Below are 20,933 nucleotides of genomic sequence, written 5' to 3'. Positions count from 1 at the left end.
TTTCTACTTTCACGGTGAAAGGATTGGTTTATATCATTGATCAAACAGATTTTGAGATACTGAAATTATTAGGAGAAAACTCAAGAGTACAATGGAAAGAACTTGGCCAAAAAATATATATGACGGGGCAAGCTGTAGGAAATCGAATTCGAAGATTAGAGGATTTAGGGATTATTGAACAGTATACAATTGCAATAAACCGAATCAAATTAGGACAAGTAGTGACTGCATTTGTTACTTTGTTCGTAACAACAGCTAATCACCAAGAGTTTATGAATTTCTTTCAAGGAGAAGAAGGGATTTCTGAAGTACACCGTATAAGTGGTGAGGGGTGTTATTTATTAAAAACACATTTTGCTTCCAACGAAGACTTAGATAACTTTCTAGGACGACTATTAAAATATGGGAACTATCGTGTTAACTTATCAATAGGAAAGTTGAAATAAGGTTTCTTTTCTTTGGAGGAGATAGTAACATTATTTGCTAAACTTTATTTGTATAGAGATAATGAAGTCGTTTAATGTTTATCTTAAATAGTCAGAGCCTTACTACAATTTATGTGTAGTAAGGCTTTTTAAAGTTGTTATATTCAACAATTAAGCTGAAGAGTTGTGGGTGGATATGAGAAGATTTCTTTCAAGAGAATCGTAAATGATTTTGTCTTAAGAAAGATCCTGCAACTCAGTACAGGATCTTTAATCAAACGTTTTTAAAAACTAAATTGTGGTTTCATATCACCTTTATAAGGTTCATGTTCAACGAATATAGTTATATCCTTACCAGCTTGGTCTTTACCAGTTCTTTTATACGTAAATTTATTCTTATTTAGTTCAGTAAGCTCAAGAGCAGCACCGTATTTATTATTTCCAATGGAAACATGGGCTCTTATTTTATTTTCGTGTACAACATCGAAGTAGCCATAATCACCGCGGCTTTGACCTGTTTCGCTATTGAAGAACTCATATTTATTAGATTTGTCATCAAATTTTGCTAAACTTATAAAATTCGAATTAAACTGTGTTACATCGTTACCAGCTTCGTCTAATACCTTTGTTCCGTGCCAAAGGGTACCGCCTAAAATTTTATCTCCATCAACGTTTTTAACAATATCGCCTGTAGTCGTGTTCAGCTGCTTGTCCGGATCAGTGAAAGAAAGTTCTTTTTCTTTATATGGGACATGTTCAACGAAAACTTCTACATCTTTACCGTTAGCGTCTTTCCCCATTCGTTTATAAGTAAATACATTTTTATTTAGTTTTGTCATGTCAACGACAGCTTGATACTTCATTGATTCTGAAATTAATATTCTCTTCTTCCCATCATTTGTGACAAAGAAAGTTCCTTTATCGCCACGACTTGCACCTGTTTTAGCATCAAAAAATTCATATCTGCCTGACTTCGCATCATATTTTGCAAGACCAATGAAGTTTGCATTTTCTTTTGTTAAGTCATTCTTATCTTTGTCATACACTCGTGTACCTTGCCAATTTGTCTCGCTAAGAATATTAGTCATTTTTTGCCCTTTAGTTAATTTATTTTCCTTTTTTGTTTCTTTAGCAACTTGTTCTTGTTTTTGTTTCCCATGATTTTCTTCAGCTTTAGTACCAGCACACCCTGTTAATGCTAATGTGAATCCGAGCAATACGGATGATAGTGCTTTTGCTTTTTTGTTCATGTTTTATCGTCTCCTTATTTTATGATTTCAAGTAGTACGGTTAGCGATTATAGTAGCAGTGCGTCATATATGAACTTAGTTGCTACGTTTCTTATGTTAATACCCGACTATAAACTGCCTCTAAATAAAACATTAAAAAAAGATAAACTAATTCCTAAAATTTGTTCATATTTATAAAAAATCGCTAGATTACTGTAGTGGCTACGAGTAATCCAAAAAATACATTGTAAAGAAGAAGGAAAGCCACTAACAATAATGTAATTGCTAATAGAGCTAATCGATTGTAGTGCAAAACTTTTGAGAAAAACTGTAGGAGAAATGAAGATTTTATAGAATTCGTTTCGTATAGGAAGGGGATGTCCATGTTTGATTCAACAGATTTTAAGATTATACAATTACTACAAGAAAACGCTAGAATGAACTGGAAGGAAATTGGGGAGATAGTACATTTGACTGGCCAGGCTGTTGGGAAACGAATTAATAAATTAGAAGAAGCAGGTGTCATTCAAAAATATACGATAAATATCGATAGGGCGAAGCTAGAAGGTTCTATTATGACCTTTGTTACACTATTTTTGCATGCACCGCACTATCATAATCAAATTCAAAACTTTTTTGAAAAAACGGACGTAATTACTGAAATGTATCGTATAAGCGGCGATGGGTGCTATGTCATGACTCTTCACACATCTTCGCATCAGCAATTAGAAGAGGCTCTTGCAGATGTTTTACATTATGGTGATTATCGTATAAATACTGTCATTAAGACAATGGAAAAAAAGAAAGAATAAGATACTTATCCTTTCTTTTTTTTCATATGGAACTGTAATTCTTTATTTGCTTTTGTTTATAAAACAGTTTGCTGACATGACTGTTGCATAAATATCACCAAACTCTAATGCACTCATGAACGATTGATGAGCGTGTACTGCGGAGATTAGATTTCCTTGGAATTCTAAATCTTTTGTTGTACAAGCATCTTCAATTACAATACATTGAAATCCTAAATCACTAGCAGCACGTACTGTTGCATCAATACATACATGAGTCATCATACCGCAAATGACTAGTTGATCTATTTTTTCTGTCTGTAATGTTTCTAATAAATTTGTTCTTAAAAAACTGTTAGGATGATGTTTTTGAATGACTCTTTCGTTAGCAATCGGTTTTACATCATCATAAATTTGAACACCTACTGTATCGGGTAAGAAGAAAGTAGCTCCTTCATTGTTCGCAATATGTTGTACATGAATAACTGTTTTATGTTTTTCACGAAATGCTCTCAAAACTTCTTTCGCTTTTTGTGCGGCTTTTTCAGGTTGATGTAATTCCATATTGCCGCCTTCAAAGTAATCATTTTGTATGTCTACTAATAGTAACGCTTCGTTCATCGTTATTCCCCCATACTTAGTGATTCAGCACGTTATTTGTACTGTACCGTTATTATATAAATTGTAGCTATGCGGAAGTAATAACGTTATGAAACGATTTTAACGGATATAGTTTCAGTGTGAAAAAAGTGAAAGTTGGTATAAGTACAAATGGATTTTGTGGAATTCACAGCAAGGTTATAGATAGAGTGGCATCACAGGGTTAAAAACCATACCTTTGCTGGAGGAGCGGGTTATGTTTTTTTATGAGGAAATGCGATTTTAAGTTTTTGCTGAAGATGTTTTTCTAGGATATGCTGTGAGTGATTGGAGTGAGGTAGTGTCAGATATTGTCGAGCAATCGATATACTGGAAAAATCGTTGATATATTGTGAGTTGTGATAGATATATTGAGAAAATCGTTGATATATTGTGAGTTGTGATAGATATATTGAAAAAATCGTTGATATATTTGTAAAGGGGTGTTTGAGGTGATTGTGAAAGAGAGAAAAATGCCGATTTATATAAGACAGTTAGAAGCACTTCTTAGAAGGTTACCTGTACATCATCCGAAACGAAATTTAATTGGAGAAAACTTGGCAAAACACATGGCGGGGTATAAAGGAGAGCAAGCGATTGATTATCCGCTTAGTTTTATTTCTGAGAAAGAGTATAGTGTTTTACATGATGTTCGCTTATGTAATTATGATAAATACTTTCAAATTGATACTATTATCCTTTCCACAAAGTTTCTTCTTTTTCTTGAGATAAAAAATATAGCAGGTACATTAATGTTTGATGCAAAGTTTAATCAACTTATCCGAATAACAGAAGGAAATTCAGAGGGATTTCCAGATCCGGTTTTACAAATAAAAAGGCAAGAAATACAACTAAAGAAATGGTTAAACTCACATGGATTTTCCTCTAGTCTTCCAATTGAGTCCCTCGTTGTTATTAGCTCGCCTCGTACCATTATAAAATCTTCAGATGACAATCTTCTTCATACAATTATTCATAGTGCCAATTTACCTCATAAAATAAAGTGGTTTGAAAGTAAATATAAGAGAAAAGTTATAGATAATGTAGATAGGCTCATTCATCAAATAATAGCGGAGCATTCTCCACTTCAACAAAATATACTTGAGCAATATAAAATAGAAAAAGAGGAGTTGCTAAATGGAGTACAATGTGAGAAATGCTTAGTTATTCCAATGGTTAAAGTTAAGAAGGGTTGGCGTTGTACAAGTTGTAAAGATTTTTCAAAAGTGGCACATGTGGATGCTATACGAGATTATGCATTGCTCATTAGTAAGACATGTACGAATGGTAATTTGAAAGAGTTTCTCCATGTTTCGTCGGGTATGGTTGTAAACAGAATTCTCCACACACTAAATCTTCCCTACACTGGAAACAACAAAGGACGAATATATGATTTAACTTCTTTCCAATCGTAATTTTGCTATAATAAATAAGTACTTATACGAAGGGGAGTCTAAAGAGAAAATGAAGTCATTTAATATCGATCATGTTATAGCTAGTGTTTTGCAATGGATATTAAATATAGCCTTAATTATATTATCCATTGTGTTATCAATTTTCTTAGTGAATGAGACAATTACGTTCGTGCAGTATATTTTTTCGGCAAAAGAGTATACGTCTTATAAATTGGTTGAAAGTATCATCGTCTATTTCTTATACTTCGAGTTCATTGCATTAATTATTAAGTATTTTAAATCGAATTATCATTTCCCGTTACGTTATTTTATTTATATCGGAATTACGGCCTTAATTCGATTGATTATTGTGTCTCATGAGGAACCGATGGAGACGTTATTATACGCAGGAGCAATTCTTGTTTTAGTTATTGCTTTATACATATCGAATATGAGAGATTTGAGAAAAGAGTAGTAGTGCAGACGTAAGTTTGCACTACTTTTTTACATCTTGACCTTCAAGTTGCTTGAAAGTTTACAATGAAATTAGGGCGTTTGAAATCGAAAAAAATTGAGAAATTAAGTGAAGAGGTTTCTTTTACTTGGAGGTTATAGGAATGAATCAGGAATTGAAGTTACGTCCATTGGAACGAGAAGATTTAAAGTTCGTACACGAACTGAATAATAATGCGCATATTATGTCGTATTGGTTTGAAGAGCCATATGAGGCATTTGTGGAGCTGCAAGACTTATACGATAAACATATACATGATCAAAGCGAACGCCGATTTATCGTTGAGAAAGACAATGAAATGGTTGGATTAGTTGAGTTAGTAGAAATCGATTATATTCATCGTAGAACAGAATTCCAAATTATTATTGATCCGAATTATCAAGGATATGGTTATGCAGTAGAGGCGACGCGTTTAGCAATGGATTATGCTTTCGCTGTATTAAATATGCATAAGATATATTTAGTTGTGGATAAGGAAAATGAAAAAGCAGTACATGTTTATAAAAAGGTTGGATTTATGGTAGAAGGCGAACTTATCGATGAGTTTTTCGTTGATGGTAACTATCATAATGCGATAAGAATGTGTATGTTTCAGAAGCAATATTTTGAAAACAAGTAGTTGAAAGATTCGGAAGTAATGTTGACGCTTCGTAAAACCGTATGCTAAAATCCCTTTTAAGTATTAAGGAAGGTGCAGAATATGCTTTATATAAAATTTGTAAAACTCATTAGAAAACTTTGCTCCGCACAAATGTATACGGTGAAGCGTTGTACGGAGCTTAATCAAGGGGTATAAATCCCCTATATTCATCGGCTGAATAACTTTTCTAAAAAAGTATAGTTTATCTATGCTTATTTCGTTATGGTTTTTCAGCTGGTGTATAAAATAGATTAAGGGGCCATAGACAATGCTTTGTCTATGGCCCTTTGTGTATATTATTCCGATGAGTCTTTACCGTAAATTGGAGTAGTATAGGAAAAAACACGAAGCAGAGGGCTAGTGTCGAATGACGCTATCTCTCTGCTTTTTTTAATTTCAGGAAAAGAGGAATAAAAATGAGTTTACTTAAAGTTGAAAGTTTATCACATAGTTTTATAGATAAAGTATTATACGAGAATGCTTCTTTTGATTTGCATAAAGGGGAGCATATGGGAATTGTTGGGCAGAATGGTGCAGGGAAAAGCACATTAATGAAAATATTGGTGGGGGAAATTATTTCTGATAAGGGAGACATAAAGTGGCAACCTAATATTCAAATTGGGCATCTTGATCAATACGCTGAAATTGATGAGGGTTATACCATTTCACAATATTTAAAGAGAGCTTTTTATGATTTGTATGAAATGGAAAAGAGAATGAACAAGTTATATGAAGAAAGTGCGATGACTGGAGATGAGAATCAACTACTAAAAGCAGCTGAAATGCAAGAGCAGCTTGAAGCTCGTGATTTTTATTCAGTAGACAGTATTACGAATAAGGTGGCAGCCGGTTTAGGTATTGATGCGATTGGGATGAATCGTATTATTGGTGAATTAAGCGGAGGGCAGCGTGCAAAGGTAATTTTAGCGAAGCTCTTATTAGAAGAGCCTAATATTTTATTACTAGATGAACCGACGAATTTTCTTGATAAGGAGCATGTGGAGTGGCTTGCTAATTATTTAATGAATTTTGAAGGAGCGTTTATTGTAGTGTCACATGATTTTGATTTTCTGGAAAAAGTAACTTCTTGCATATGTGATGTAGAGTTCGGAACAGTTAAGAAGTATTACGGTAAATGCTCAGATTTTGTAAGACAAAAGGAGCATTTACGAAAAGATTATATTCGCCAATATTATGCACAGCAAAAGAAAATTGAAAAAACGGAAGAGTATATTCGTAGAAATATTGCTGGGGTGAATTCAAAAATAGCGCAAGGTCGTAGAAAACAATTGGAGCGTATGGAAAGAATTGCGCCACCAAGTTTTACTCATAAACCGTCTATTCATTTTCAGGAACTTCCCATTTCAGTTCAGACAGTTCTTGAAGTAAATAACCTTGAAGTTGGTTACGACTTCGCTCTCTTACCAAAGTTGAATTTTTCAGTAATGGGTGGGCAAAAACTTGTTATTACAGGTTTCAATGGAGTAGGGAAATCTACTTTATTAAAAACAATCGTTGGAAATATTGCTAGTATTTCTGGAGAGTTTCACTTTTCAGAGCAAATAAAGATTGGATATTATGAGCAAGATTTAAATTGGAGCAACGATTCTTTAACGCCGCTTCAAATTATTTCAGAACAGTTTCCTAAACTGAATATGAAGGAAATACGCCATCATTTAGCTGCGTGTGGAGTGAAGGATACGCACGTTTCGCAAGAAATTCGTACGTTAAGTGGTGGTGAACAATCGAAGGTGAAACTGTGCGGATTATTACTATCACCTTGTAACTTCTTAATTTTAGATGAGCCGACAAATCATTTAGATGCAGAAGCGAAGGAAGCTTTGCAAAAGGCGCTAATTAAGTTTAAGGGCAGCATTATCCTCGTATCTCACGAAGCGAGTTTTTATCTTGATTGGGCAGATAGCATCTTTCATATAGAGACAGGATTAGTTAAGGGGGTGTGAAACATATGAGTGAAAACAATTGGAAAACGAAAATTATATTATTTTTGACCGCTCAAACTATTTCGTTGTTCGGCTCCTCTCTCGTGCAATACGCGATTATATGGTATATCACCCTTACAACATCATCAGGAGTGATGTTGACTATTTCAACTGTTTGCGGTTTCCTACCACAAATTGCGATATCTTTGTTTGCAGGTGTTTGGATTGATCGTTATGACCGTAAAAAGATGATTATGTTATCGGACGGGATTATAGCGATTGCGACGTTAGTTTTAGCAATTTTATTTTTAACAGGATATAAAAGTATTTGGTTACTTTTTATTGTGTTACTCATTCGTTCAGCTGGAACAGGAGTACAAACGCCAGCTGTGAATGCATTAATTCCGCAAATCGTTCCGAAAGAGTATCTTATGAAAGTAAATGGAATAAATAGCAGTATTACATCTTTAATTATGTTTCTTTCTCCAGCAGCAAGTGCTGCGATTCTTTCTATTGCCAGCATTGAAACAACATTTTTTATTGATGTTATTACGGCTATGATTGGAATTAGTATTATGCTTATCATTCAAGTAGAGGGACATGTGAATGCAGAGAATAAGCAAAAATCTAATCTACAAGGAATTAAAGAAGGATTCTCTTATTTAAAAGAAAATGTATTTATTAAAAGGCTAATCGTTTTATTGATTATCGTCATGATTTTAATAAGTCCAGCTGCTTTTTTAACACCTTTAATGGTAACTCGTTCTTTCGGGGCCGAAATGTGGAGACTTACTGCTAGTGAGATGACCTTTAGTGCGGGTGCGGCAGCTGGTGGCGTATTGATTGCGGCGTGGGGTGGCTTTCGTAATCGTATGTATACAACAGCGCTAGCTTGTGCATTATATGGACTGCTTATGATTGGACTCGGAATAGCACCGATATTTATTATGTATTTAGTATTTAATTTTTTAATTGGTATAACAATGCCGTGCTTCAATACACCAGTTACTGTGTTATTGCAGGAGAAAGTAGAACCATCGATGCACGGACGGATGTTCAGCCTTGTACAAATTGCGAATTCATGCGCGCTTCCTTTAGGAATGATAATATTTGGTCCGTTGTCGGATATGTTTAGTGTAGAGATTTTGTTAATTTATGCTGGGATATTCGTGCTATTTTGCGCAATGTATATTGTATTAAGCAAGAGGTTTGAAGTGTAAATATTTATAATTTAGAAGGTTTGTGAAGGAATTTAAGATGCTTCGCAAACCTTTTTTTATTAGTCTAGTCAATAATTATTTATTGTTAAACGATAAATAATTATTGACTGTTAATGTTATTTTAGATAATATGATGTTAACGATTTAAGAAGAATTACATAAGTAGAGGAGAATGTGAAATGAAAAATAAATACGTAGTAGCTATTTCTTTCATGATTTTAGCGATTATTTCTTTAACTATACATGCTTCAAACAGTAAAGTAGGAGCGGATGGATTCCTTGAAGAACCTTTCTTTTTCCTAGTACCGATAAGTTATGTATTGTTCCTTAGTGGTATTGGTGTATTATTATTTGGATTTATTACTTCCAAGCTAAAAAAGGGCAATAGATAGGGGCAACCTATAGGGACAAAACACTTACTATGAAATAGAAACATACCATATGGAAGAAAAAGAATAAGTGAGATGAATCATGATGAACCATCATTTTTATAATGGAAGACAAGTAGGAGCAGCTATTACACTGGCTGGGGCACAGGGGACAATTCATGCTGTGAATCAAGCTATTCAAATGCAACAACAAGCATATTTTGCACAAATGTTGCAAAGTCAGTATATGCCGTATTCACAACTTCCGATGCAAATTGTACATTACGATGTACATCCAGCTGGTTTATTTTCCATTCCATATGGCGGGACATATTTCTTATGAAAAAAAGCGACTCAATAGAGTCGCTTTTTTTATATTCCGCCTAGCTTCATTCCAAGGAATGCGAAGAGGATACCAATTATGTAAGTAGCACTTAAATATAAAAGGAAGATGTACGGTTTTTTTAGATTGAGAAGCTGAACAGATTCTAATTTAAACGTAGAAAATGTAGTGAATGCGCCCATAAATCCAGTACCTAATAATAGTTGCCAGCCTGTAGTGACTCCGTTGTCAATTATATATCCAAGTAAAAATGCCCCTGTTATATTAATAAGGAATGTAGCAATTGGAAATTGTGTTTTATTTCTTTTCTTAAACCAATTGCTAATTGCAAATCGTGTAATCGCACCGAAAAATCCTCCTGTTGCGACTAATAAAGCTTCTATCATGAGTAATCACCTTCCGTAAGAGATTTCTTAATTAAGAAATCTCCAAGTGTATAGCCAAGGCCAGACATAATGAGGCCACCAAGTATGCTGCATGATACATATAAGAAGGCTATGCTCCACTCAGAATGATTGATCAATTGCACAGTTTCTACACTAAATGTTGAAAAAGTCGTAAAGGAACCGATGAATCCAGTTCCGATGCCTGTGATAACCTCTGAAGGTAAGATGTTTAGCCGAGCGATATAAGTAGTTAGCCACGCTAAGAAAAAGCAACCGATTAAGTTAATGAGTAATGTTGCCAATGGAAATGAATGATGCCAAAATGTGTTGATATTAAGACCTAAATAATAACGAGAAAGAGCTCCTAATATACCAGCAATGCCAACGATAATATAAATCAATTTTCTCACCTCTTTAAATAGCTTGCTCAAAAAAATAGACTCCTACCAGTATCCATACTGGTAGGAGTCATTAGCTAAGCAGCGTTTATGGCGAACTCCATCGCCTATGATTATTACATATAGTGTACTAAATATACCGTTTAATTTCCAGTGAGGAGGAGGGTGTAACTTTTCTTTTTTTGATGTCTGAAGGCTTTTTAAGTAATTAAAATGGGATCGATTGCTTATCAACTAAATATAGTGATATAAGGTTTTAATTATGATAAAATGTTTCTTATGTGTGTCGTTTTGTTTTATTTGACTGAAAATAAAGAAAAATAAATTCGCGTGAAAAGGAGTCATTTATTTGAAGAAATTTTTTAAAATCGTATTTATATGTGTTTTAGTAGTAGCGGGCATTGTAGGAGGATTTCTAGCGTATATGACACTTACTAAAGAACAGCCTGCTGATGTTACAAGCTTGAAGGTGGAGAATAATAAGGAGCGCGTATTAGCGACTGGAAATGAATTTAAAGTTACAACATTTAATATTGGATATGCTGGGTTAGATAAGGATCAAGATTTCTTTATGGATGGTGGAAAGGGATCTGGTTCAAGTAGTAAAGAGCAAACGGAAACTAATTTAAAGAATATGCTTTCGTTTTTACAAAATGAGAATAGTGATTTTGCACTATTACAAGAAGTTGATATAAAGTCACTTCGTTCATTTGATGTAAATGAACATGAATTTTTGAAAAAAGGATTACCTGATTATGTTTCGTCATTTGGCAAGAACTACGATACGAAATGGGTTCCAGTGCCAATAACAAATCCAATGGGATATGCGGAGGCTGGATTAAGTACGTTTTCTAAATACACTGTTCAAGAAGCGAAGAGGTTCCAGCTTCCTGGAATGGAGCCTTGGCCAAAGCGTTTGTTTGATTTAGATCGAGCAATTGTGGAATATAAAATCCCTGTTAATAATGGGAAACATGTTAGACTCGTAAATTTACATTTGTCTGCTTATGATGAAGGCGGGAAAATTAGAAAACAGCAAGTAGAGTACTTAAAAGAATATATGAACAAGCATTATGAAAATGGTGATTACGTAATAATGGGCGGAGATTGGAATCAATTAGTTTCAAACGCTCAATTAAGTGATCCGAAGTTCGTGAAAGAGCGTCCTGAGTGGTTAGTAGAGTTACCGAAGGACTTTACAGACGGTGGCTTTAAGTGGGCTGTAGATCCGTCTGTTATGACTGTGAGAGATGATGTAAAGAAATATGTAGAAGGTGAAAATTTCGTCACTATTATTGATGGCTTTATCGTTTCACCGAATGTAGAGATTGTAAATGTACAAGGGAAAGATTTAAAGTTTGAAAATAGCGATCATAACCCAGTAAGTGCGGTATTTAAACTGAAGTAATTGATATGTATAAGTAGAAGGTGGGGCTTCATATGGAGTGGTTAAAGAGGACTTGTTTTTCTAACCTTGAGAAAGAATCACAGAAAAATCATTTATTACTGTTTATAACGATTTGTAGTTTCTTCCTTGGGATAATCGCGATTGGGTATTATGGATATATTTTTACAGAGAGAGCAATGGCGTTTTGGATCTGTGGTATTTCTGTCGTTGTATTTGGAACGCTTTTTACTTTTATAAAAAGTATGGAATCAGCGTATAAATATATCATGACATTTATGTTGCTTACAATGTCTTACATTATGGTACAAGCTTTTAATGAAAGCCCGGCTGTATTTCAAATGGTCTATTTTACATTAGCTGTTTCACTTATTTACTTAAGTGAGCGCCTCATTTTAATTCTTGGCGGGGTAGCTGTTGTAATCACATTTATCCTTTGTAGCTATTGGCCGGAGCAATTTTTTGCTTATACAGCCTCATCTGAAGCTGCTAATTTCGCAAGTTTGTTAGCGATTGTAACAATCGCTATGTGGGGCGTCACGAAAATCGGTTCTAATCTGCTCCTTCGTTTAAGTGATGAGAAGCAAGAAGTAATGAGAAAAGCTCAGGAGTTAGAAGAGACGCAAAGACTTATTGAAGAAACAGTTGTGAAACTAGATAGTAATTTCAATCATTTAAGACAAAATATGAACACGTCGATGGAATCGATGAGTGAAATTAATTTTGCCTTTGAAGAGGTAGCAGTTGGTACGCAATCACAATCAGAAATGATGTATCGTTCGGTAGAAGTATTGAATGATATGGAGGGAAATATTGAACAAATTATATCTCAAGTAAGAACTGCATCGGCTCGTGTGGATAAAAGTTTAGAAATTTCAAAGGGTAGCGTACATACTTTAAGAAATTTTGAAGCTAACATGAGAAGTTTAAATGATGTTGTTTCACAGTCTGGAATTATATTTAGAGATTTAATGATGCAATCGAAACAAATTAATGAAATTGTAGATGTAATAACGAATATTTCAAGTCAGACGAGTTTGCTAGCTTTAAATGCAAATATTGAAGCTGCCAGGGCAGGCGAGCATGGAAAAGGTTTTGCTATTGTAGCGAGTGAAGTGTTAAAGCTTGCTGAAGAATCAAATCGTTCTGCGGGAAGAATTCAAGGGATTTTGAAGGAGTTTAGTAATCAAGCAAGTAAGGTAGAAGTGCAGGTAGAGAAGTCAGAAAGAGTACAAGAAGAGTGTAACGAAATGTTAGCAAGCGTTTTAACAAACGTAACTGATTTAGGGAAGTTTATTGATGCGATTAATAAAGTAATGCGAGAGGTTGTTGTTCATCAAGAAAGTTTCCAAGTTAAAACGACGAATATTGTAAAGGATGTTACGCATGCTTCTAACGTAATTCAGCAAACTTCTACAGCTACAGAAGAAGTGCTAGCGAGTGTGGAAGAAGAAAAACATCGAAATGATATATCGGTTAAGACGTTACATACTGTTAGCGAGCAAGTGAAGTTACTAGAAGATATTCTGGAAAAGTAATATTTCTTGAAAAGGGCACACCATGTGTGCTCTTTTTTCATTTAAATAAATACTTGATAGTAATTTAATTGCTTTTCTGCGCGTTTTCTGCCAAGCTTAAGGAGATAAAGTGAGACTAATACCTACTGATTATTAGTTGAACCTCGCAAATAGCGGGATAAAATACTTCAAAGAAAGAATTATATAGGTGACGAATATGATTGAAGTTAAGACTTCTGAACTTAGTGATGGAGAATTTAATAGAGGTGTATTTGCAACTCGTGATATTAAAAAGGGTGAGTTGATTCACTCAGCACCAGTTATCTCTTATCCGAATGAACAGCATGAACACATTGAAAAAACGTTACTTGCTGACTACGCATTTGAGTATGGGGTAAATCATACGGCATTCCTGTTAGGATACGGCATGTTATTTAATCATGCATATAATCCGAATGCAACGTATGAAATTGTCTTCGAGAATCATACTTTTAACTTCTTCGCGTATAAGGATATAAAAGCGGGAGAAGAAATTTTAATCAATTATAATGGTGAAGTGGATGACGATGAGCTATTATGGTTTGATAAGGAAAAAGAAGAGAACGAAAAATAATTTAATGAGTATAGAAAGAGCACATTCTGTGGAATGTGCTCTTTTTTCATTGATGTAAATAAAGTAAAAAGTACAAAAAAATACCACTTTCTTTTTGTATGGTATAGTAAGATACTGAGGGATAGTGTTTTGAAAAAGTCACATATTTTACAAATTGTTGTCTTTCTGATGACATGTCAAGTTTAGTAGTCCATTTGGGTTGCTTTATTATGCAATATATATTTTAATATGAGTGGCACCTCTTATAAATTAAGAGGTTTATAGGTGTCTCGAATTGATTTTGGGTACACTGTATCCACCACTTTAGGTTCTTTCATGTACGTGGGGATATTATGGGCCCGTATAACGGGATAAAATGAATATAGAAATAGAGGAATCGTAAAATGAATATGCAAGAGGTTTATAAATATTTAAGTACGGTATTGCCTGAAGGACATGTTAAACAAGATGAAATGTTAAAGAATCATACGCATATTAAAGTTGGCGGAAAAGCAGATGTTTTCGTTGCGCCTACAAATTATGATGAAATTCAAGAAGTTATCAAATATGCGAACGAATATAATATTCCAGTTACGTTTTTAGGAAATGGATCGAATGTCATTATTAAAGATGGTGGAATTCGCGGGATTACAGTAAGTTTAATTCATATTACAGGTGTTACTGTAACAGGAACGACGATTGTAGCACAGTGTGGCGCAGCAATTATTGATGTATCACGTATTGCTTTAGACCATAACTTAACGGGTCTTGAGTTTGCTTGTGGTATTCCAGGTTCAGTTGGCGGAGCATTATATATGAATGCTGGTGCATATGGCGGTGAAGTATCGTTTGTATTAACAGAAGCTGTCGTAATGACAGGTGATGGAGAGCTACGTACTTTGACGAAAGAAGCATTTGAATTTGGATATCGTAAGAGTGTATTTGCGAACAACCATTACATTATTCTTGAAGCGAGATTTGAACTTGAAGAAGGTGTACGTGAAGAAATTAAAGCAAAAATGGATGATTTAACGTTTAAGCGTGAGTCAAAACAGCCTCTAGAATACCCTTCTTGTGGTAGCGTATTTAAGCGTCCACCAAATAACTTTGCTGGTAAGTTGATTCAAGACTCAGGACTACAAGGTAAGCGAATTGGTGGAGTAGAAGTTTCTTTAAAACATGCTGGATTTATGGTGAATGTTGATAACGGAACAGCACAAGATTACATCGATTTAATTCACTTCGTACAAAAGACAGTTGAAGAGAAATTTGGCGTGAAGTTAGAGCGAGAAGTAAGGATTATTGGAGAAGATAAGGAATAACGAAATACGTATGAAGATATGAATTATTTTAAAATAATATTTGGGTATTGTTGACAATTTGTTTTCAATTCAATATAATGCTAATAATTTAACAAATAACATACGTTGAAAGAGCCCAGTAGCAGTTTGTCACTGTTAACGAGAGAGCTAGGGGTTGCTGGAACCTAGCACAAACAAACTTGCGAATTACACTCTGGAGTATCTTAGGTAATGCTAAGCGGACTAGCAATCGATATTATTGCTAAGAGTGGTATGAGTAGCTATGCTATTTATGCAAACTGGGTGGTAACACGGTGAATAATCGTCCCTATGTCTATCGTAGACATAGGGGCTTTTTTGTTTTTAAAAAATAAAGGGGATGACAAAAAATGAATATTATTGATGAATTAGAATGGCGTGGCGCCGTTAATCAGCAGACTGACGAAGAAGGCTTACGTAAGCTAGTAGAAGAGAAAAAGATTTCACTATACTGCGGAGTTGATCCGACTGGTGATAGTATGCATATCGGACATTTGATTCCGTTTATGATGATGAAGAGATTCCAATTAGCTGGCCATCATCCTGTTATTTTAATTGGCGGGGCAACAGGAACAATTGGTGATCCGAGTGGACGACAATCGGAGCGTCAACTTCAAACGTTAGAAGTGGTTCAGCATAATGTAGATGCGTTAACAGCGCAAATGAAAAAGCTATTTGATTTTGGCGGAAATAGCGAAGTGAAGATGGTAAATAACTATGATTGGACACATGAAATAAATATTATTGAGTTTTTACGTGATTACGGGAAAAACTTTAGCATCAATAGCATGTTAGCGAAGGATATTGTAGCAAGCCGTTTAGATACAGGTATTTCTTTCACAGAATTCACATACCAAATTTTGCAAGCAATGGATTTCCATCATTTATACACGAAAGAGGATGTTCAACTTCAAATTGGTGGTAGTGACCAATGGGGAAATATTACGAGTGGTTTAGATTTAATTCGTAAGTTAGAAGGTCATGAGGCGAAAGTATTCGGATTAACGATTCCGTTATTATTAAAATCGGACGGTACGAAGTTTGGTAAATCAGCAGGTGGTGCGGTTTGGCTTGATCCCGAAAAAACGACACCGTTTGAATTTTACCAGTTCTGGGTAAATACAGATGACCGTGACGTAATTAAATACTTGAAATACTTTACGTTCTTAACGAAAGAGCGTATTGATGAATTAGCAGCGAAGGTAGAAGCGGAACCTCATAAACGTGAAGCGCAAAAAGTGTTAGCGGAAGAAATGACGAAATTCGTTCATGGAGAAGAGGCATTATTACAAGCTGAGAAGATTACAGCAGCGTTATTTAGCGGGGATATTAAATCGTTAACAGCTGATGAAATTGAACAAGGCTTTAAAGAAATGCCAACGTTCCAGTCTTCAAAAGAGACGAAAAACATCGTAGAGTGGCTAGTCGATTTAGGAATTGAACCATCTAGACGCCAAGCACGCGAAGACATTAATAATGGTGCGATTTCTATGAATGGTGAGAAAGTAACAGATGTGGGTACGGATGTTACTGTAGAAAATTCATTTGATGGAAGATTTATTATTATTCGTAAAGGGAAGAAGAACTACAGCCTTGTGAAGTTAGGCGAATAGTTTGTGTGAAAGGATGGGAGTAGGAAGAATACTTCCATCTTTTCGTATACACAATTTGGACATAAAATAATCAGTAAATTTAGATAATTAAAAGGGTTATATTATTCTTCTGCCGAATAAATAAGTTAGAGAAAATTACGGATAAAAATAGCCCGAACCATGCTGGGCATGATTCGGGCTTATATTCAGATTAGTAAGCTAAGCTGAATAGACCTTTAATGTGTGATAAGTAACGAACGTTACTTGCTTCTTTCATTAATGATGCTGGTAAGCCTTTAAGTGGAGTATTGCTTGCTCCAATTGTAGCAACCGCATCTTTACGTCCTAGACTAGCAAGTGTTCCAGAGTTTACAGGTGCGAACTCTTCGAATGCTTTGCCTTCTAGTGCTGCGTATAAGTTGTATCCAATTAACTCACCCATTTGCCAAGCGATTTGTGCAGTTGGTGGGTATGGACGTCCGTCTGGAGCGAAGACAACTGCGCTGTCTCCAGCAACGAATACGTCTTTGTGAGAAGTAGATTGTAGGTATGCATCAACTGTTGCACGTCCACGGTTAACTTCAAGACCTGATTCACCGATTAATGGGTTACCTTGTACGCCGCCTGTCCAAACGAATGTGTTAGCAACAAGTTTTTGACCGTCTTTTAAGTCGATTTCATTGCCAGCAACGTTTGTTACAGGAAGACCAGTTAAGAATGTAACGCCGCGTGCTTCTAGGCTAGTAGTTGCACGTTCGATTAAGTGGTCTGGTAATACTGGAAGGATCTTTGGACCTGCTTCAACAAGAAGAAGTTTAACTTCTTTTGGATTTACGCCGTGGCTTTTTGCAAGTTTAGGCATAATGTCAGCAAGCTCACCAACTAGCTCAACGCCAGTTAATCCGCCACCACCGATTACGATTGTAGCATCAGCTTCGTTTTTCGTTTTCGCGTATTCACGAATACGGTCTTCAACGTGTTTGTAGATTTTGTTTGCATCAGCAGCAGATTTTAATACCATGCTGTTTTCTTCTAGTCCTGGAATACCGAAGTAAGCAGTTTTACTTCCTAAAGCAACTACAAGTGCATCGTAAGATAAAGTAGTGCCACCAGCTAGTTTGATTTCTTTGCTATCAACTGAGAATGACTCAACTGTTGCAATTTTAAGATCGATATCTTTACCTTTGAAAAGCTTTGTAAGTGGCATTGCAATTGCTTGCTCAGACACGTTACCAGCTGCTAGGCGGTGTAATTCAGTGATGATTTGGTGTGTTGGGTATTGGTTAATCACTGTAACTTGTGCTTCTGATTTGCTGTAATATTTACGTACGTTTAAAGCGGCAAGAAGACCGCCATAACCAGCGCCTAAGATGACAATTTGTTTTGACATAGTATGATATCCCCCGTCTTTACTAATTGTTGTTATAAGTTAAATTATTTATTGTTACGTTCTGCACTAATTTGAAGATATGCGTTCACAAAGCGGAACATTTTTTGTGCTTGTGGATCTTTTAGTAATTTTAACAGACCGAATAGGCCGATAACTTCGTTGCTTTCGTCAGCACGATCTTTCGCTTCGATTGCAGTTGCAGCCATGCTTTTCACTGTATCTTTTACAGGTTCTACAAGCTCTGTAATTGCACCAACAGTGTCGCTTTTTAATACTTCATCAGTAGCAACAGTTTGAGCGAAGTCATAAGACTTAGTTAAAATGTTAACAAGCTCAGTTAATTTTGGAAGCTGTTCTACTAGTGTTGTTAATGATTCTTGTACCTCAGGTTTTAACAACTGATCAAGTACATCAAGTTGTCCTTGGCTAGCAGAAATTTGTACAGTTTCTTGTTCTGGCTTTGTTTGAGTCATAGTTTCTGGCATCTCCAATTCTCCTTTACGATAGCAATACTCTTATTTTTTATAAGTAAGATAGTAAACGTTTACGAAACTTTATGCAAAGTTTCACAAAACACAATAAAATGCCTTTAAATTTATGACAGCAAGTAAGCTGCAAACATAAATCTAAAACCATAACGTCTTACTTATTATTTATGAACTGTCCGATATATGGCTTGTCCGCATAATGGAAAAGCTCCGTTACCGGAAAGTGTATATAATATATATCCTATATTATATACTATATACACCTATGTTAACATAAAAATGATTCCTAATTATTTGATATTGAGTGTATAACGTAGTGCTGACAAGGTATGAAAGCGTATAAAATATTTTGTTTCAGTTAGAAATGTACATATATATATAGAAAAAAAGGAAAAAACGAACAAATTCATGTTCGTTTTTTCCTTTTTCCTATTATTCACCTTCTGCAATTAGCATCGATGTGTTACCTTCTTTTTCAAGATGGCATTCGCCCCAAGAACAAAGAGAGTCAAGAATGGATTCTAAAGACCAACCGTAGTCGGTAAGAGAATATTCTACTTTCGGTGGGACTTGGTTGTATACTTTTCTTTGAATGACCCCGTCGTCTTCTAATTCACGTAATTGCTGCGTTAACATTTTTTGTGTAATACCAGGCATTGAGCGTTTTAATTCACTCGTTCTCTTTGTACCTTTCGTTAAGTGACAAAGAATAACAACTTTCCATTTGCCGCCGATAACTTCTAAAGTCGCCTCTACAGGAATATTGTATTTCTTCATATGAACCCCTCCCTTTTTGAGTAAAGTAAGTTTAATAATACAAATGTTACTTTTTAGTACCTATAGCACTTTAAAGTACGTACTTTTTATTATGTTAAATATGTTTCATAATAGCACATGTAAGAGGCAAATGAGTAGTACGGTACCAAAAAGTGACTATGTTACTTTTTAGTGCCTATCATACTTTAAAGTGCGTTCTTCAAAAAAGGAATGAAACCATTCATAATAGCATTTGTAAGTATGAAATATATTTTTTAGAAGATAAAAGGGCCTTTTTATCATACTATTATGATTGGATTTCTTGTAATAAGGAGGAATTCAATTGAGTTCATATACAGTACCATCTTCGGAAGCTCAGACGAATCGAAGAAGTATGTTTGCTTTATTAGCGCTAGCAATTAGTGCGTTTGGGATTGGTACGACCGAGTTTATTAGTGTCGGTTTACTACCATCTATTTCAAAAGATTTAAATGTTTCGGTTACAACAGCCGGTTTAACGGTTTCCTTATATGCGTTAGGAGCAGCGGTAGGAGCTCCTGTTTTAACAGCGTTAACGGCTAGTATGTCGCGAAAGACATTATTAATGTGGATTATGGTTATTTTCATTATTGGTAATGGCATTGCGGCGGTAGCAACAAGCTTCACTGTATTAATTATCGCAAGAATTGTATCTGCGTTTGCACATGGTGTGTTTATGTCAATTGGATCTACAATTGCAGCTGCAATCGTACCAGAGAATAAACGTGCTAGCGCAATTGCGATTATGTTTACTGGATTAACAGTTGCGACTATTACTGGTGTGCCAATTGGAACATTTATCGGTCAAGAGTTTGGCTGGAGAGCGTCATTTATGGCGATTGTCGTAATTGGAATTATTGCTTTCATCGCAAACAGTATACTCGTCCCATCTAATTTAAAAAATGGTGTACCTGTATCGTTTCGTGATCAATTTAAATTAATTAAAAATGGAAGACTATTACTTGTTTTCATTATTACTGCACTTGGATACGGTGGTACATTCGTAACATTTACGTATTTATCACCCCTATTACAAGAAGTAACAGGATTTGAAGCAAGTACCGTTACTATCATTTTATTAGTGTATGGAATCGCCATTGCGATAGGGAATATGGTTGGCGGGAAATTATCGAATCATAATCCGATTCGAGCGCTATTTTACATGTTCTTTATTCAAGCGATCATATTATTTGTTTTAACATTTACAGCGCCATTTAAAGTAGCTGGATTAATCACAATTATTTTCATGGGACTATTCGCATTTATGAATGTTCCAGGGCTACAAGTATATGTAGTTATATTGGCAGAGCGCTTTGTTCCAAGTGCGGTTGATGTTGCTTCAGCAATTAATATTGCCGCATTTAACGGAGGAATCGCTTTAGGTTCTTATATAGGTGGCCTCGTAACGAATTCGTTAGGATTAATCCATACTGCTTGGGTAGGCGGTCTTATGGTAGTAGGTGCTGTGATTTTAACAGCATGGAGCATGACATTAGAAAAAAGAGATCAAGTAAAATAAAAGGA

At 35.2% G+C, this 20,933-nt stretch carries 22 protein-coding genes, 1 riboswitch and 1 other annotated feature; of the genes, 15 read left to right on the top strand and 7 right to left on the bottom strand.

Annotated elements, in window-relative coordinates; genetic code table 11:
• Positions 1-14 precede the first annotated feature (14 nt).
• Positions 15-446 carry an Lrp/AsnC family transcriptional regulator gene (locus tag BUA87_RS22835; protein ID WP_071713829.1) on the top strand — a complete coding sequence of 144 codons (432 nt, stop codon included), beginning with the start codon at positions 15-17 and terminating at the stop codon, positions 444-446.
• A gap of 263 nt (positions 447-709) precedes the next feature.
• On the opposite strand, the gene BUA87_RS22830 is transcribed toward BUA87_RS22835, so the two are convergent.
• The gene (locus BUA87_RS22830; RefSeq protein WP_001034146.1) at positions 710-1,675 is read right to left on the bottom strand and encodes a DUF4822 domain-containing protein; all 966 of its coding nucleotides are present in this window, start codon (positions 1,673-1,675) and stop codon (positions 710-712) included.
• 362 nt (positions 1,676-2,037) lie between these two features.
• Here BUA87_RS22830 and BUA87_RS22825 point away from each other — a divergent pair, with 362 nt between their 5' ends.
• Positions 2,038-2,466, top strand: a complete 429-nt coding sequence (locus BUA87_RS22825) for an Lrp/AsnC family transcriptional regulator (protein WP_239661668.1) — start codon at positions 2,038-2,040, stop codon at positions 2,464-2,466.
• 42 nt (positions 2,467-2,508) lie between these two features.
• On the opposite strand, the gene BUA87_RS22820 is transcribed toward BUA87_RS22825, so the two are convergent.
• On the bottom strand, positions 2,509-3,066 hold the full coding sequence (locus BUA87_RS22820; RefSeq protein WP_072940906.1) for a cysteine hydrolase family protein: 558 nt from the start codon (positions 3,064-3,066) through the stop codon (positions 2,509-2,511).
• 476 nt (positions 3,067-3,542) lie between these two features.
• Here BUA87_RS22820 and BUA87_RS22815 point away from each other — a divergent pair, with 476 nt between their 5' ends.
• From BUA87_RS22815 to BUA87_RS22785, 7 genes are all read left to right on the top strand, one after another.
• Entirely contained in the window at positions 3,543-4,499 is a 957-nt protein-coding gene (locus tag BUA87_RS22815; RefSeq protein ID WP_072940943.1) for a nuclease-related domain-containing protein, read from the top strand.
• Between the two features lie 49 nt (positions 4,500-4,548).
• Positions 4,549-4,953, top strand: a complete 405-nt coding sequence (psiE, locus tag BUA87_RS22810) for a phosphate-starvation-inducible protein PsiE (RefSeq protein WP_000834708.1) — start codon at positions 4,549-4,551, stop codon at positions 4,951-4,953.
• Positions 4,954-5,095: 142 nt separating this feature from the next.
• Positions 5,096-5,611 (top strand): spermidine N1-acetyltransferase, encoded by a 516-nt coding sequence (gene speG, locus BUA87_RS22805; RefSeq protein ID WP_001071095.1) that lies wholly within the window; start codon positions 5,096-5,098, stop codon positions 5,609-5,611.
• Positions 5,612-6,048: 437 nt separating this feature from the next.
• Positions 6,049-7,596 (top strand): ABC-F family ATP-binding cassette domain-containing protein, encoded by a 1,548-nt coding sequence (locus BUA87_RS22800; protein WP_072940901.1) that lies wholly within the window; start codon positions 6,049-6,051, stop codon positions 7,594-7,596.
• A gap of 5 nt (positions 7,597-7,601) precedes the next feature.
• A complete protein-coding gene (locus BUA87_RS22795; protein WP_016513211.1) occupies positions 7,602-8,795 on the top strand; it encodes an MFS transporter in 1,194 nt (397 codons plus the stop codon).
• Between the two features lie 179 nt (positions 8,796-8,974).
• Entirely contained in the window at positions 8,975-9,187 is a 213-nt protein-coding gene (locus BUA87_RS22790) for a DUF3955 domain-containing protein (RefSeq protein ID WP_000792612.1), read from the top strand.
• Positions 9,188-9,266: 79 nt separating this feature from the next.
• Positions 9,267-9,506, top strand: a complete 240-nt coding sequence (locus BUA87_RS22785; protein ID WP_000980931.1) for a DUF3947 family protein — start codon at positions 9,267-9,269, stop codon at positions 9,504-9,506.
• 29 nt (positions 9,507-9,535) lie between these two features.
• Here the strand turns inward: BUA87_RS22785 and crcB (BUA87_RS22780) are convergent, their stop codons facing one another.
• A complete protein-coding gene (gene crcB, locus BUA87_RS22780; RefSeq protein WP_072940897.1) occupies positions 9,536-9,892 on the bottom strand; it encodes a fluoride efflux transporter CrcB in 357 nt (118 codons plus the stop codon).
• Positions 9,889-10,293 (bottom strand): fluoride efflux transporter CrcB, encoded by a 405-nt coding sequence (gene crcB, locus BUA87_RS22775; RefSeq protein ID WP_000639312.1) that lies wholly within the window; start codon positions 10,291-10,293, stop codon positions 9,889-9,891. Before crcB (BUA87_RS22775) ends, crcB (BUA87_RS22780) begins: the two co-directional genes overlap by 4 nt.
• Positions 10,294-10,347: 54 nt before the next feature.
• Positions 10,348-10,407: riboswitch (Fluoride riboswitch) on the bottom strand.
• A gap of 232 nt (positions 10,408-10,639) precedes the next feature.
• Here crcB (BUA87_RS22775) and BUA87_RS22770 point away from each other — a divergent pair.
• From BUA87_RS22770 to tyrS, 5 genes are all read left to right on the top strand, one after another.
• The gene (locus BUA87_RS22770) at positions 10,640-11,698 is read left to right on the top strand and encodes an endonuclease/exonuclease/phosphatase family protein (RefSeq protein ID WP_000713106.1); all 1,059 of its coding nucleotides are present in this window, start codon (positions 10,640-10,642) and stop codon (positions 11,696-11,698) included.
• Between the two features lie 32 nt (positions 11,699-11,730).
• On the top strand, positions 11,731-13,233 hold the full coding sequence (locus BUA87_RS22765; RefSeq protein ID WP_000455093.1) for a DUF4077 domain-containing protein: 1,503 nt from the start codon (positions 11,731-11,733) through the stop codon (positions 13,231-13,233).
• Positions 13,234-13,429: 196 nt separating this feature from the next.
• On the top strand, positions 13,430-13,825 hold the full coding sequence (locus BUA87_RS22760) for an SET domain-containing protein (RefSeq protein WP_000573651.1): 396 nt from the start codon (positions 13,430-13,432) through the stop codon (positions 13,823-13,825).
• Positions 13,826-14,208: 383 nt separating this feature from the next.
• Positions 14,209-15,126 (top strand): UDP-N-acetylmuramate dehydrogenase, encoded by a 918-nt coding sequence (murB, locus tag BUA87_RS22755; protein WP_001057106.1) that lies wholly within the window; start codon positions 14,209-14,211, stop codon positions 15,124-15,126.
• A gap of 96 nt (positions 15,127-15,222) precedes the next feature.
• Positions 15,223-15,438: a binding site (T-box leader), on the top strand.
• Between the two features lie 56 nt (positions 15,439-15,494).
• Positions 15,495-16,757, top strand: coding sequence for a tyrosine--tRNA ligase (gene tyrS / locus BUA87_RS22750; RefSeq protein ID WP_016513209.1), 1,263 nt, complete (start codon positions 15,495-15,497; stop codon positions 16,755-16,757).
• Positions 16,758-16,947: 190 nt separating this feature from the next.
• Here tyrS and BUA87_RS22745 read toward each other — a convergent pair whose 3' ends face one another.
• The 3 genes from BUA87_RS22745 to BUA87_RS22735 form a co-directional block, all read right to left on the bottom strand.
• On the bottom strand, positions 16,948-18,126 hold the full coding sequence (locus BUA87_RS22745) for an NAD(P)/FAD-dependent oxidoreductase (protein ID WP_000043198.1): 1,179 nt from the start codon (positions 18,124-18,126) through the stop codon (positions 16,948-16,950).
• Positions 18,127-18,170: 44 nt separating this feature from the next.
• Positions 18,171-18,611 (bottom strand): DUF1641 domain-containing protein, encoded by a 441-nt coding sequence (locus BUA87_RS22740; protein ID WP_001115309.1) that lies wholly within the window; start codon positions 18,609-18,611, stop codon positions 18,171-18,173.
• Between the two features lie 435 nt (positions 18,612-19,046).
• Positions 19,047-19,391: a winged helix-turn-helix transcriptional regulator gene (locus BUA87_RS22735; protein WP_000760481.1), complete on the bottom strand. Its 345-nt coding sequence runs from the start codon at positions 19,389-19,391 to the stop codon at positions 19,047-19,049.
• A 373-nt stretch (positions 19,392-19,764) separates the two neighbouring features.
• Here BUA87_RS22735 and BUA87_RS22730 point away from each other — a divergent pair, with 373 nt between their 5' ends.
• Entirely contained in the window at positions 19,765-20,928 is a 1,164-nt protein-coding gene (locus BUA87_RS22730) for an MFS transporter (RefSeq protein ID WP_168410432.1), read from the top strand.
• The last annotated feature ends 5 nt before the right edge of the window (positions 20,929-20,933 follow it).

It is taken from the genome of Bacillus sp. bc15, assembly GCF_900142585.1.
In the GTDB taxonomy this organism is placed as follows: Bacteria; Bacillota; Bacilli; order Bacillales; family Bacillaceae_G; genus Bacillus_A; species Bacillus_A cereus.
Note: the sequence above shows the minus strand (reverse complement) of the source record. Positions and strands in the feature narration are given on the sequence as shown.

Excerpts from the sequence above, each read along its gene's own strand:
- BUA87_RS22830 (WP_001034146.1), bottom strand. The coding sequence starts at position 1,675 with ATGAACAAAAAAGCAAAAGCACTATCATCCGTATTGCTCGGATTCACA.
- BUA87_RS22825 (WP_239661668.1), top strand. The coding sequence starts at position 2,038 with ATGTTTGATTCAACAGATTTTAAGATTATACAATTACTACAAGAAAAC.
- BUA87_RS22820 (WP_072940906.1), bottom strand. The coding sequence starts at position 3,066 with ATGAACGAAGCGTTACTATTAGTAGACATACAAAATGATTACTTTGAA.
- psiE (WP_000834708.1), top strand. The coding sequence starts at position 4,549 with ATGAAGTCATTTAATATCGATCATGTTATAGCTAGTGTTTTGCAATGG.
- speG (WP_001071095.1), top strand. The coding sequence starts at position 5,096 with ATGAATCAGGAATTGAAGTTACGTCCATTGGAACGAGAAGATTTAAAG.
- BUA87_RS22800 (WP_072940901.1), top strand. The coding sequence starts at position 6,049 with ATGAGTTTACTTAAAGTTGAAAGTTTATCACATAGTTTTATAGATAAA.
- BUA87_RS22795 (WP_016513211.1), top strand. The coding sequence starts at position 7,602 with ATGAGTGAAAACAATTGGAAAACGAAAATTATATTATTTTTGACCGCT.
- BUA87_RS22790 (WP_000792612.1), top strand. The coding sequence starts at position 8,975 with ATGAAAAATAAATACGTAGTAGCTATTTCTTTCATGATTTTAGCGATT.
- BUA87_RS22785 (WP_000980931.1), top strand. The coding sequence starts at position 9,267 with ATGATGAACCATCATTTTTATAATGGAAGACAAGTAGGAGCAGCTATT.
- crcB (WP_072940897.1), bottom strand. The coding sequence starts at position 9,892 with ATGATAGAAGCTTTATTAGTCGCAACAGGAGGATTTTTCGGTGCGATT.
- BUA87_RS22765 (WP_000455093.1), top strand. The coding sequence starts at position 11,731 with ATGGAGTGGTTAAAGAGGACTTGTTTTTCTAACCTTGAGAAAGAATCA.
- BUA87_RS22760 (WP_000573651.1), top strand. The coding sequence starts at position 13,430 with ATGATTGAAGTTAAGACTTCTGAACTTAGTGATGGAGAATTTAATAGA.
- murB (WP_001057106.1), top strand. The coding sequence starts at position 14,209 with ATGAATATGCAAGAGGTTTATAAATATTTAAGTACGGTATTGCCTGAA.
- tyrS (WP_016513209.1), top strand. The coding sequence starts at position 15,495 with ATGAATATTATTGATGAATTAGAATGGCGTGGCGCCGTTAATCAGCAG.
- BUA87_RS22745 (WP_000043198.1), bottom strand. The coding sequence starts at position 18,126 with ATGTCAAAACAAATTGTCATCTTAGGCGCTGGTTATGGCGGTCTTCTT.
- BUA87_RS22740 (WP_001115309.1), bottom strand. The coding sequence starts at position 18,611 with ATGCCAGAAACTATGACTCAAACAAAGCCAGAACAAGAAACTGTACAA.
- BUA87_RS22735 (WP_000760481.1), bottom strand. The coding sequence starts at position 19,391 with ATGAAGAAATACAATATTCCTGTAGAGGCGACTTTAGAAGTTATCGGC.
- BUA87_RS22730 (WP_168410432.1), top strand. The coding sequence starts at position 19,765 with ATGTTTGCTTTATTAGCGCTAGCAATTAGTGCGTTTGGGATTGGTACG.